Annotated in this window: 8 protein-coding genes and 12 tRNA genes; 5 read left to right on the top strand and 15 right to left on the bottom strand. The window is 47.8% G+C overall.

Annotation, left to right across the window (positions count from 1 at the left end; all coding sequences use genetic code 11):
• Nucleotides 1-30: 30 nt before the first annotated feature.
• The 3 genes from isdE to isdC form a co-directional block, all read right to left on the bottom strand.
• A complete protein-coding gene (gene isdE, locus N0M98_RS31905) occupies nt 31-909 on the bottom strand; it encodes a heme ABC transporter substrate-binding protein IsdE (protein WP_259620306.1) in 879 nt (292 codons plus the stop codon).
• 162 nt (nt 910-1,071) lie between these two features.
• Nucleotides 1,072-4,851 carry an NEAT domain-containing protein gene (locus tag N0M98_RS31910; RefSeq protein WP_259620299.1) on the bottom strand — a complete coding sequence of 1,260 codons (3,780 nt, stop codon included), beginning with the start codon at nt 4,849-4,851 and terminating at the stop codon, nt 1,072-1,074.
• A 92-nt stretch (nt 4,852-4,943) separates the two neighbouring features.
• The gene (gene isdC, locus N0M98_RS31915; protein ID WP_259620300.1) at nt 4,944-5,771 is read right to left on the bottom strand and encodes a heme uptake protein IsdC; all 828 of its coding nucleotides are present in this window, start codon (nt 5,769-5,771) and stop codon (nt 4,944-4,946) included.
• A gap of 490 nt (nt 5,772-6,261) precedes the next feature.
• Between isdC and N0M98_RS31920 the strand changes: the two genes are divergently transcribed.
• The 5 genes from N0M98_RS31920 to N0M98_RS31940 all read left to right on the top strand — a co-directional run bounded on the left by N0M98_RS31920 (nt 6,262) and on the right by N0M98_RS31940 (nt 10,064).
• Nucleotides 6,262-7,212 (top strand): ABC transporter substrate-binding protein, encoded by a 951-nt coding sequence (locus tag N0M98_RS31920; RefSeq protein ID WP_259620301.1) that lies wholly within the window; start codon nt 6,262-6,264, stop codon nt 7,210-7,212.
• Nucleotides 7,209-8,204 carry a FecCD family ABC transporter permease gene (locus N0M98_RS31925; protein WP_259620302.1) on the top strand — a complete coding sequence of 332 codons (996 nt, stop codon included), beginning with the start codon at nt 7,209-7,211 and terminating at the stop codon, nt 8,202-8,204. Before N0M98_RS31920 ends, N0M98_RS31925 begins: the two co-directional genes overlap by 4 nt.
• Nucleotides 8,204-8,986, top strand: coding sequence for an ABC transporter ATP-binding protein (locus N0M98_RS31930; protein WP_259620303.1), 783 nt, complete (start codon nt 8,204-8,206; stop codon nt 8,984-8,986). The genes N0M98_RS31925 and N0M98_RS31930 overlap by 1 nt, the downstream gene beginning before the upstream one ends.
• Nucleotides 8,987-8,997: 11 nt before the next feature.
• Nucleotides 8,998-9,318, top strand: a complete 321-nt coding sequence (gene isdG, locus N0M98_RS31935) for a heme oxygenase (RefSeq protein ID WP_259620304.1) — start codon at nt 8,998-9,000, stop codon at nt 9,316-9,318.
• 197 nt (nt 9,319-9,515) lie between these two features.
• A complete protein-coding gene (locus N0M98_RS31940) occupies nt 9,516-10,064 on the top strand; it encodes a class I SAM-dependent methyltransferase (RefSeq protein ID WP_259620305.1) in 549 nt (182 codons plus the stop codon).
• Between the two features lie 121 nt (nt 10,065-10,185).
• On the opposite strand, the gene N0M98_RS31945 is transcribed toward N0M98_RS31940, so the two are convergent.
• From N0M98_RS31945 to N0M98_RS32000, 12 genes are all read right to left on the bottom strand, one after another.
• Nucleotides 10,186-10,259, bottom strand: a tRNA-Gly gene (locus N0M98_RS31945).
• Between the two features lie 11 nt (nt 10,260-10,270).
• Nucleotides 10,271-10,347 (bottom strand) — tRNA-Pro (locus N0M98_RS31950).
• A 62-nt stretch (nt 10,348-10,409) separates the two neighbouring features.
• Nucleotides 10,410-10,486 (bottom strand) — tRNA-Arg (locus tag N0M98_RS31955).
• Between the two features lie 7 nt (nt 10,487-10,493).
• A tRNA-Gly gene (locus N0M98_RS31960) sits at nt 10,494-10,568 on the bottom strand.
• Between the two features lie 8 nt (nt 10,569-10,576).
• Nucleotides 10,577-10,656 (bottom strand) — tRNA-Leu (locus N0M98_RS31965).
• Between the two features lie 14 nt (nt 10,657-10,670).
• A tRNA-Lys gene (locus tag N0M98_RS31970) sits at nt 10,671-10,743 on the bottom strand.
• 9 nt (nt 10,744-10,752) lie between these two features.
• Nucleotides 10,753-10,824, bottom strand: a tRNA-Gln gene (locus N0M98_RS31975).
• A gap of 16 nt (nt 10,825-10,840) precedes the next feature.
• Nucleotides 10,841-10,916, bottom strand: a tRNA-Thr gene (locus tag N0M98_RS31980).
• Nucleotide 10,917: 1 nt separating this feature from the next.
• Nucleotides 10,918-10,993: transfer RNA gene (locus N0M98_RS31985), tRNA-Val, on the bottom strand.
• Nucleotides 10,994-11,050: 57 nt separating this feature from the next.
• Nucleotides 11,051-11,125: transfer RNA gene (locus N0M98_RS31990), tRNA-Glu, on the bottom strand.
• A 6-nt stretch (nt 11,126-11,131) separates the two neighbouring features.
• A tRNA-Thr gene (locus tag N0M98_RS31995) sits at nt 11,132-11,207 on the bottom strand.
• 3 nt (nt 11,208-11,210) lie between these two features.
• Nucleotides 11,211-11,286, bottom strand: a tRNA-Asn gene (locus N0M98_RS32000).
• Between the last annotated feature and the right edge of the window lie 51 nt (nt 11,287-11,337).

The raw sequence follows: 11,337 nt of genomic DNA on the forward strand, positions 1-11,337 counted from the left end.
ATGCGCCCTTCATTATTAACATGGTTAATCTTACGGATACATCATGCCCATGAGTGCGTCTAACGCCTCGTTAACATCCAAATTGCCCGTCGTCCCGAACAAACGTTCTTCCAGATCGTAAACCCGCTTATTTTTCACCGCATCGAAATGCTTCCAGATGTCGTTCTTTTGAAATTCTTTATCGAACATTTTGACAACTTCTTCCGGCATTCCATGGGCCGCCCGTAAAATAATATCCGGATTCGCCTGCTGCAAATACTCCGTGTTGGAAGCCAAATATTCGACCGATTCGCCTTGTACGATATTTTTCCCTCCGGCGATCTTCACCAGATTCCCGATGTACGATTGCTCCGTAGCAACCAGGTAGCTTCCCGGCACTCCGAGCAAAATCAGTACGGTAGGCGACGGCTTGCCTTCGATTTTCTTATGGATTTCGGCCAGCTTGTCGTTGTATTTGTTAACAATAGCCTGTGCCTGCTTCTCCCGGCCGTATTTATTGCCCAACGTCTTAATGGCCTCGTTCATTTTTTCCACGCTGGTCAAATCGAGGAAGGTTGCCCCTACACCGGCATTTTGAAAAACCGGCGCCAAATCGTACTCCAGCGTAGTAACAGACAGCACATCGGTCGGATTCAACGACTTGACCAGTTCCATATCCGGGCTCATCGGGTTCCCGATTTCAGTCACACCGTCGTATCGCTTCGGCAGCTCCTTATAGCTTTTAGGAATCCCTACCAAATCCAGCTCCAAAGCGTCCATAATTTGCGTTACCGCCACTGTCGTCGATATGACCCGTTGTTGATCGCTAGAGCTGGCTTCGACCGGAGGAGTCATATTGATCCCCGACGAGCAGCCTGTGAGCATAATAAAAATTAGCTCGATGATCCATATCATCCTGCGTGTGTTCATCATTTGTCTTGTCCCCCCAATCATTTTTAAGCGGTGAGATAAGTCTCTACTGAGGTCCGAATGGCTTCTCGACGTCGCTTTATTGCTTTAAAAAACCGAGGAGGACACCGGTCGCCCGGCATCCCCGCAGATAGTGCTTCGTCTTTTTTCTCCAATCGAGCCTTACTTCACATGATTTAACATAGCTAAAATCAACGTTACCGCCTCAGCGCGGGTGGCGCTGGCATTCGGTGCGAACAGGTTGTTGTCCCTTCCGTTGATCATGCCCAGTTCTACCGCTGCCGCTACTTGAGCTTTCGCCCAATCCGGAACTTGATCGGCGTCGGCAAAGTCCAACTCGTTCTCCGAATCGTTAGGCAGCTTCAACGCGCGGGCAATCATTACGGCGATTTCCGAACGCGTAATTTTGCGGTCTGCGCGGAACGTTTGATCTTCGTAGCTGTTGACGATTCCTTCCTGCACCGCTTGCCCGACAGTCGGCTTCACCCAATTCGGAATGCTGTCCGCGTCGGCAAAACCGAGCTCATCGGAAGTTCCCTGAAGCTTAAGCGCCCGGCCGATCATGGCCGTAAACTCAGCACGGCTAATATCTCCATCCGGACGGAACGTTCCGTCCTCATAGCCGTTCACGATACCAAGAGCAATGGCTCGCTCAATCGACTGTTTCGCCCAATGGTCTTGGATGTCAACGAGTGAGGAAGCCTCGTGTTCACCTGGAACTGTCGGTTCCCCTCCCGTAATAGGTACCTCTGTTCCCTCTTCGCTGGCTTTCTTTCCAAACGCATCAATATCGAAAACAAGATCCGCATCGGCGGTTTCTACCTTCTTAGGAGCAGGAGTAGAACTGCTGCTTTCCTCTTCGCTGTCCGAAGACATGTTAGCCGCTGCCTCTGCTTGCTCGTCTTCAACGTCCGGCTGAACGAAGTCAACCTGGACGTGCAATGCTTGGGTCAAATCCTTCACTTCGAATTTAACAACCCGGCTGTTGGCCGCATCGTTCTGGCTGACAACCTCGGCCGCCTCCATCGCTTTCTCGATGACCGTTGCCGGACTTCCGTCAGAATTGGTGCTTCCATCCGTAGCTTCTTTGGTTTTCTCCACTTCCACCCGGAAATCGGAAATTTCATTTTGCTTGTTGATGGTGATAGAAACATACCGCTTGTCGTCTTTAACAATTAATTTGGCAGGGTGAGCGACATAGTCATTCACCTTGGATTCCAGATTGTTTCTGTACTGCAGCGCCGTGAAATCCAGATCGTATTCCCCGTTTTTCAGTGAAGCTACTACAGCGCCTGCGCCGCCGCCCAAAAGTCCGGCCGTTCCCTTAATTTTCTTCGCGCTGGATAGATCGAACGCGATTTCAACGTCGTAGGTATGGAAGTAATTGAATTCCGCCCAATCTACTTTGACCCAGCCCTTTAATCTGCTGGACAGATCGGTTACCGGGAACTGAACATCACGCGTGTTTTTCTCTTCGCTTCGGTTAATGACTTGCGTTTCAGCCAAGCCCCCATCAACCATCGTTTTAAAGCTCGTAATTTCTTTACTTTGCTTTAATGTGAAGGAAAAATATTTTTGTCCTGCATCTACGGTCAGTACCCCAGGCGAGATAACATAATCCTGCATAACCGATCTCTCATCCGTGCCGTACTTTTTGATCATAAAGTTTACGGTGTACTGGCCATCCGATAAGGAGCTGGAGCTCGATCCCGTGGAGCCGCCTCCGCCTCCACTGCTTCCGCCGCCGGTTCCGCCACCGCTGTTACCACTACCATTACCATTTCCGTTACCATTGCCGTTTTCGCCGCCAGTATTGCCTTCATCTGTAGACGCACTTACAAACACCACTTTGTTAAATGAAAAATCGAATTGATGAATTTGAGCGGCCTCGCCGTCTCCGCTCTGCAGTTCAATCGAATAGGTCGATGTCAAATCCTCCACTTCGAATTGAACTTCTTTTGCACTCGCATCGCTTGCCAGGACACGAACAAGTCCCGTTTCCTTGGCCGCATATTGTGGTGTAATGTCCTGTTTGGAGCCGTCCGCAGCAGTACGCTGGATTTTCTTGACGGTTACTCCGCTCTTCAATTTGAAAGACGCTACCTTCTTATTGTTTTGAATCTTAAGTCCGCCCGATGGCTCCACAAAATCACTCAACGATTTACCCGCCACCTGCTCGGATTGATAACTGAACTGGTATTCGCCGTCTTTCAACGGTTTGGTGAAATCTACAGAAATATCGCCAAATCCCAGCTCAACATCATACTCATGATCGTACAAAAATTCTGGAGTTACCTGCCAATAAATTTTGACCCAGCCGTTCAAGCGTTTGGTCAAATCCGATACTTCAAAGCGAACCACGCGCGTATTTCCGGCTTCATCGCTGCTGACCGTTTTCGCTTCCTCCAAAGCCCCGTTCTGCTCTGTTTGGAACGATTTGATTTCCGCGCTTTGCTTCAGCTTGAACGACACATACTTCTTGCCGCCCTCTACAGTCAACTTACCGCTAGCCGGATCTACATAATCGTACATTACAGAGTTTTCATCCGTACCTTTTTTGTAGATCGTGTAATCAATCATATATTCGCCGTCAGGAATCGTTCCCGTTCCTGAATTATTCTTAATAACCGACGCTTGGAACGCTGTTACGGCCGCTTGCAGTGCCGCTGTTGCTGCATCGACTTGCGCTTGAGTTGCCGCTGCATTATCCGCTACCGCCTTCGCTTGGCCGATCGCGGTCAGCAATGTCGCTTTGGCTCCTGCAGGATATTGTCCTGCTTCCGTTCCCTCCACAGCCGCATCATGCTTCGCTTGCGCGTCGGCAATCGCTGCGTTTAAGGTCGTTTTATTGCCTACGTCAAATTTCAAACGAATAATATAATCATTTTCATATGCGGAACCATTCGGCATTTTCGCCGATACGTGTACCTTCGCATTAAGCAGGGCAGCCAAGTCTTCAATCGGGAATTGTACTACCCGCTTATTGGCTACCGTATCGACGCTAATGACCGTTGTTTCCACCATAGCCCCGTTTTGCTCTACCTGGAAACTCGGTACCGCTTGATGATCGGTGATCGTCAACGTCACTTTCTTTTGCCCTTGCTGCACCGTTAGTTTCCCGGGCTTCACAAAGTATCTATCCATTGAAGATGCTTTGTCTTCCGTCTCATGCAGTGCCGTAAAATTCAAATCATACTGCTCCGATGACGCTGTATTAACCGAAGCCTGGAACGCTGTTACGGCCGCTTGCAGTGCCGTTGTTGCTGCATCGACTTGCGCTTGAGTTGCCGCTGCATTATCCGCTACCGCCTTCGCTTGACCGATCGCCGTCAGCAATGTCGCTTTGGCTCCTGCAGGATATTGGCCCGCTTCCGTTCCCTCCACAGCCGCATCATGCTTCGCTTGCGCGTCGGCAATCGCTGCGTTTAGCGCGGTTTTTACCACCTGCTTGCTGAATCCGAGCTCAACATCGTACTCTTTGTCGTACAGGAAGTCCGGCGTTAATTGCCAATAAATTTTCACCCAACCGGTGAGGCGCGCGTTCAAATCATCGACAGCAAATTGCACAACTCGCGTATTTGCCGCTTTGTTCTCGCTTACGATCGTTGTTTCTGCCAAAGCTCCGTTTTGCATCGTCTTAAAGGACGTAATCTCGGCGCTTTGCTTCAATGTGAACGATACGTACTGCTTACCGTTTTGTACAATCAGCTTACCGCTGTTTGCATCCACATAATCGTACATGACGGAAGGTTCGTTCGTACCTTTTTTGTAAATCATAAAGTTGATGCTTTCTTCGGAACTTTCGGCATATACCGAATCCGTTACCGACGCCATTTTCACGACCGAACCACCGGCTGCTTCCGTTGCCGGGATATGTATCGTCCCAAGCAATACAAACAGCACTAGGAAGGCCGAGAACACTTTCCTGAAATACCTGTTCAAAATGATTTCTCTCCTTCTACAATAAAAAATAAAATCGATGGATATGAGGCCATGTCTACATTCCCAAAAGTCCGTCTACGATTGCCGTTCATTTAAGCACGACGCTTTTTGCCGATGAACCGATACGACAGGAACAATGCCGAAACCAGGATCAAGCCGATCCATCCTGCGATAGGCGTGCTATCTCCGGTCTTAGGGTTTGCCGGCGCTTCTGCCTTGCTGGTATCACTGCTGACCGCCGCCGCTTCCTGCTTCTTCGCTTCAGCTGCCGGTGCCGGGTTATCGGCTTTTACAGGCGATACTGCAGCCGCATTGTCAGTACTGGACGTTTTGGCAGACGGTTGGCTGGCAGCTGCATTTGGCGCCTGTTCCGGTTTGGCCTCCGGTTTAGCCTCTGCTTTAGCCTCCACCTTTGCTTCCGGTGCTTTTTCCTCTGTTTTGGCTGGAGCTGGCGCTGCTGCCGCACCCGTATTTTTGAGGCTATTAGCGTCAAAAACGAAGCGAATCGTGTAATCATGGTCGTAATCGATATCTTTTACCGTAACGTGAATCTTGGACAACAGAGGCTTCGATATATCCTCTACTTTAAATTCCACCGCTCTCGTGTCGTTATCGGCGTCGCTATTGATGACCTTACCATCCACGAAATCGTCTTTGTCCGGAACTTTGAATACAGTGATCCACTTGCTGTGATTCATTTGGATCTGCATCGTCATTTCACCGTTTTTGACGGAGATTTTAGCCGGTTTCTCAAAATAATCATTCGCCATGGAAACCGAATCGTTTTGGGCTTGCTTGATGGTGTAGTCGATGGTGTACGTTCCATCAGACAAATCAGCCGCTTGCGCTGCCGGCGCCACGAGTAAAACCGCCATGAACAGCATGACTAAAAAAGACGGTAAAGCTAACCATTTCTTCACAGTGTTTGTTCTCCTCCACATTCTTGAATAACTTTCTGATAAAACGTTCACTCTTCAAAATTGTTAATAACGAGAATCATTCTCAATAAATTAACAAAAAAAAAAGCGATCCCACCACTTGCTTATGAAATCCTGCATGCACAGGAAAACTCACGCGTCTAGGCTCCGTCCATCCCAACACCTCAGTTCCCGTTGTAAAAATTTTGCTTTTAAGCATTACGAATAGATATTAGCTCAACCTTCCAAAGGCTGTCAACCCATTGATTTAAGCCATTTCCAGAGCGTCAGCGCCTGATTTATCGAAAAAAACGCGCAACCATGCCTATTTGGGCCGTTTGGCGATACGCTTTGTCTCTATTATTGAATTTTCTTATAGATAAGATTGTCGCAATTCCATTGACACCCTAACTGATATTCATTATCATTTTGTTAATAATGAGATTCATTATCATTTAGGTTAATGTTTTTTTGCAACTTCAGGAGGTATTTTATGCGCAAAAGCTTTATTTTGGCGGCTATTCTTCTCGGATTATCCGGCTGCGGCAATCAAGTTCCCGGCGATTCAGCCAATGCTGCGGTCAACAATACAGGCAATTCCATTACGATTAAGGATTTCGCCGACCGTACCGTCTCCTTCCCGGCGGTTCCGACCAAGATCGCCGCTCTAGCCAACGGAGAAACGGATATCATCCAAGCACTTGGCGGAGATTTGGTTGGCAGACCTACATCAACGGACAGTTCTGTAGGCAAAGAGTTACAAAATGTAGAGCAAGTCGGTTCCACTCATGGAATCGATTTGGAGAAAATCGCATATCTTGGTCCCGATGTCGTTCTCGGCAACAATCCGATGAACATGAAGGATATCCCCGCTATTGAAGGAATTGGCTCCAAAATGGTACTGACAAGCGCCAATTCGATCGATGAGATTAAGAAGCAAATTGTTTTATTCGGCCAGCTGTTGCATAAAGACGACAAAGCCAAAGAACTGATCGGTCAAATCGATACGAAGGTACAGCAGCTTCAAACGGCGCAAAATCAAACGAAACCGAGAGTTCTCTTGGTATACGGAGCCCCCGGCACTTATATGGCGGCTTTGAACAATTCCTTAAGCGGAGATATCCTCGTAACCGCCGGAGGAGAAAATATCGCAGCGGATTATCCCAAGCTGGAAAACTACCCGCAGTACGCTCAGTTAAACAGCGAAAAAATTATCCAATCGAACCCGCAGCTCGTTCTCATTATGAGCCACGGAAATTCCGAGAAAGTGAAGGAAGGCTTCATGAAGGAAATGCAGCAAAATGCGGCCTGGAACAGCCTCGACGCCGTAAAAAACAACCGTGTTGAAGTACTGCCTGCCGATTTGTTCGGTACGAGTCCAGGTACGCGTATTATCGAAGCGATCGATTACTTGGCGAAGCTTCTCCAAGCGGTGAAAGGATGAACACGTTGCAACGCGCTGCAAGAAGAAGGCTCATGATAGGCATGGCGCCAATTCTTCTTATTCTCGTCTCCCTCTATGGCCTTTCCTACGGATCGGTCTCCATTTCACTTCAAGATATTTGGGCCGTATTTACGAGCGAGAGCCAACCCATGTATGAAAAAATTATTATGAATTTGCGACTTCCCAGAGTATTGATCGGGTTGTTAGTCGGCGCTTGCCTGGCAGGCTCCGGAGCGCTTTTGCAAGGCGTTATGAAAAACCCCTTGGCAGATCCGGGCATCATCGGCGTCTCAGCAGGAGGAGGCTTGGCGGCTATTACCGCCATGATCGTGTTCCCGCAGTACAGCTATATGCTTCCTGCCGTCGCCTTTTTAGGGTCGCTGCTCACTTCTTTGCTTATCTACGTACTGGCATGGGATAAAGGAGCCTCGCCTCTCAAAATTATTTTAGCCGGCGTTGCGATTAATGCGTTGCTTGGAGCAATAACAAGCGGCATTATGGTGATTTACAGCGATCGGGTGCAGGCGGTTCTGCCGTGGCTTGCAGGGGGATTGAACGGTCGAAGCTGGTACCATTTTGGATTTATGGCTCCATACGCTATCATCGGGCTTCTTCTTACTCTGTTAACCGTTAAAGCGTCTAACCTCTTGTTGCTCGGTGATGATTCTGCCAAACTGCTCGGTCAAAAGGTGGAGTTCCAGCGTTTTCTTATCATTGTCTTATCTTCCTTTTTGGCCGGAACCGCCGTCAGTGTCGGAGGCTTAATCGGCTTTGTCGGGCTTGTCGTCCCCCATGCCGTGCGGATGATGGTAGGCGAAGATTATCGATTTCTGCTTCCGTTATCTATCGCCGGCGGTGCGGCGCTCGTAGCTCTTGCGGATACTATCGCACGGTCCTGGTTCGATCCGATTGAGCTGCCTGTCGGGATTCTGCTCGCAAGCTTGGGAGCACCGTTCTTTTTATACTTGTTGAAGAAACGGAGAATCATGTGATGAATGCTTTGGAAACCAGCCAAATACAGCTTCAAGTAGGTTCTTTCCGTCTGAACTCAGTGAACGTATCTATTCCTCCGGAGAAGATGACCGCTATCGTCGGCCCGAACGGCTCCGGCAAATCGACTTTGCTTAAGATTATTTCCCGGCTGCTGCAGCCGGACGGCGGGCAAGTGCTTCTCTACGGCAAATCCATCAAAGAATACAAAACGGTCGAGTTTGCTCAAGCCTTATCCATGCTAACGCAGTCCAAAAGCTCAATCCCTGATCTTACCGTGAAAGAGCTTATCTCTTATGGCCGTTCGCCCTACAAACGAATGTTTGACCGCATGAACAAAGACGATGAGCAGATCATCGACTGGGCAATGAATATAACCGGCACCAAAAGACACGAGCAGCGAATGTTTCATACTTTATCAGGAGGTGAGCAGCAAAAAGTACGCATCGCAATGGCATTGGCGCAAAAAACGAACATCATCCTGCTGGATGAACCTACAACATTCCTGGACATTTCGCATCAGCTTGACGTTATGGAAATGCTTCAGAGGATCAATCAGGAACTGAAGATAACCGTGGTCATGGTGCTTCACGATCTTCAGCAAGCAGCATGTTACTGCCAGTATATGATCGCAATGAAGGATGGAAAAGTTCAAATCGCCGGAAATCCTAAAGAAATTATTAATGTTCATTTTTTAAACGAGGTTTACAAAATCGAGGCTAGAGTTACATTTGAGGATCAATATCCGATCATCATCCCTTTAAAAACAATAAACAATCATTAGGAGGAATTTACATGGTTATTGTGACAAACACATCTCATATTACTAGAGGAAGCGGCGAGAAACTGATCGAACGCTTCAACAAAGTCGGTAAAGTAGAATATATGGAAGGCTTTCTGGGCTTGGAGGTTTTGCTTACGGAAAATACGCCGGAATACGATGAAGTTACTGTAAGTACCCGCTGGAACAAAAAAGAAGATTTCCAGGCTTGGACTCGCAGCGAGGCTTTTAAAGAAGCCCACTCTCATCGTGGCGGAACGCCGGATTACATTATCTCCAATAAGATTTCTTTCTATGAAGTCAAAATCGTAAGACAACCGATTGCTGCAAGTTAATCTCATTTATTGTTTATGTCCCTAAGCTGCACTTATTTACCGCTACTACATACATCACCTAAACACCCCATTCCCATGTGAATAGGGTGTTTATTTTAGATAACAAATTTCCATACAAATACAAAATAACTCCATTTATATGCATAATTAGAAGCTTTAAAATAACATTATCAACCGCTACCTATTGGAGGTGAAGTATGGAACTCAAAATCGTTATTGGAGCAGGCCAACAGAACAATAACCCCGGGTGGATTCATACCCAGGAAGAAGAAATGAATCTGCTCAACCGTGAACACTGGAGGGAGCGTTTTTTACCCAACAGCCTATCAGCAATACTAGCTGAACATGTATGGGAGCATCTTACTTATGAGGAAGGTGTACAAGCTGCCAGCAATTGTTTTAATTTTTTAAAACCTGGCGGATATGTTCGCTGTGCTGTACCCGATGCATTTTTTCAAAACGAATGGTATCAAAATATGGTGAAGGTTGGGGGACCAGGTCCGGAAGATCACCCCGCAGCAAGTCATAAAATTGTACATAACTATAAGACATTAAGTTCGACATTTAAGGATGCAGGATTCGATGTATTGCTTTTAGAATACTGTGACGAGGAGGGTGAGTTTCATTATCGCGAATGGGATGAAAATAAAGGATTTATTTACCGCTCCAAACGGTTTGACCATAGAAATCAAAACGGAAAGCTAGGATTTATTTCTCTTATCGTTGATGCCATAAAACCTGGATGATAGTGGTACCATATCGCTGCTCCTTGGCGCAAAGGTTTATTTTATTAATAATCAACAATGTAATTTATTAAAGGCATGCAAAAAAGGCCTTGATTAGATCAAGGCCGGTTCATTTCAATTATGGAGCGGGTGATGGGAATCGAACCCACGCTACCAGCTTGGAAGGCTGGAGTTCTACCATTGAACTACACCCGCATAAATAAAAATGGTCGGGACGACACGATTCGAACATGCGACCCCCTGGTCCCAAACCAGGTGCTCTACCAAGCTGAGCTACGTCCCGATGGTATATGCAGTGTACTAAAGTAGTTCACTTCATAAGCTGTTATTTTAGTTTAAGTAATATGGCGTGCCCTGAGAGATTCGAACTCCCGACCTTTTGATTCGTAGTCAAACGCTCTATCCAGCTGAGCTAAGGGCACATCTTATTGGAGCGGAAGACGGGAATCGAACCCGCGACCCTCGCCTTGGCAAGGCGATGCTCTACCGCTGAGCCACTTCCGCATAAACAGTGCGCGTAGAGGGACTTGAACCCCCACGGTCTCCCGCTAGATCCTAAGTCTAGTGCGTCTGCCAATTCCGCCATACGCGCGCAAGAGTTAAACGTGAGCCATGTAGGACTCGAACCTACGACACCCTGATTAAAAGTCAGGTGCTCTACCAACTGAGCTAATGGCTCATATTAAAACTGGGGATCTAGGATTCGAACCTAGGCATGACGGAGTCAAAGTCCGTTGCCTTACCGCTTGGCTAATCCCCATTACTGTAAAGAAACATGGTGCCGTCGAGAGGACTTGAACCCCCAACCTACTGATTACAAGTCAGTTGCTCTACCAATTGAGCTACAACGGCGTGGTGGAGGCTGAGGGGATCGAACCCCCGACCCTCTGCTTGTAAGGCAGATGCTCTCCCAGCTGAGCTAAGCCTCCGTATGTATCTTTATGATGCCCTCACAAAGTAACCCAGATTTACTTTGCAAGAATTAATGGTGACCCGTAGGGGATTCGAACCCCTGTTACCTCCGTGAAAGGGAGGTGTCTTAACCCCTTGACCAACGGGCCTCGCTATGGAGCTTCCAACCGGGATCGAACCGGTGACCTCATCCTTACCATGGATGCACTCTACCTACTGAGCTATGGAAGCATGTGGCTCCCCGAACAGGACTCGAACCTGTGACAACTCGATTAACAGTCGAGTGCTCTACCAACTGAGCTATCAGGGAATGTACCGCTTGGCGACGTTCTACTCTCCCAGAACCCTTCGGTTCAAGTAC

Origin of the sequence: Paenibacillus doosanensis, assembly GCF_025060755.1 — a bacterium.
In the GTDB taxonomy this organism is placed as follows: Bacteria; Bacillota; Bacilli; order Paenibacillales; family NBRC-103111; genus Paenibacillus_S; species Paenibacillus_S doosanensis.

Excerpts from the sequence above, each read along its gene's own strand:
- N0M98_RS31925 (WP_259620302.1), top strand. The coding sequence starts at position 7,209 with ATGAACACGTTGCAACGCGCTGCAAGAAGAAGGCTCATGATAGGCATG.
- N0M98_RS31940 (WP_259620305.1), top strand. The coding sequence starts at position 9,516 with ATGGAACTCAAAATCGTTATTGGAGCAGGCCAACAGAACAATAACCCC.
- isdE (WP_259620306.1), bottom strand. The coding sequence starts at position 909 with ATGAACACACGCAGGATGATATGGATCATCGAGCTAATTTTTATTATG.
- N0M98_RS31930 (WP_259620303.1), top strand. The coding sequence starts at position 8,204 with ATGAATGCTTTGGAAACCAGCCAAATACAGCTTCAAGTAGGTTCTTTC.
- isdG (WP_259620304.1), top strand. The coding sequence starts at position 8,998 with ATGGTTATTGTGACAAACACATCTCATATTACTAGAGGAAGCGGCGAG.
- N0M98_RS31920 (WP_259620301.1), top strand. The coding sequence starts at position 6,262 with ATGCGCAAAAGCTTTATTTTGGCGGCTATTCTTCTCGGATTATCCGGC.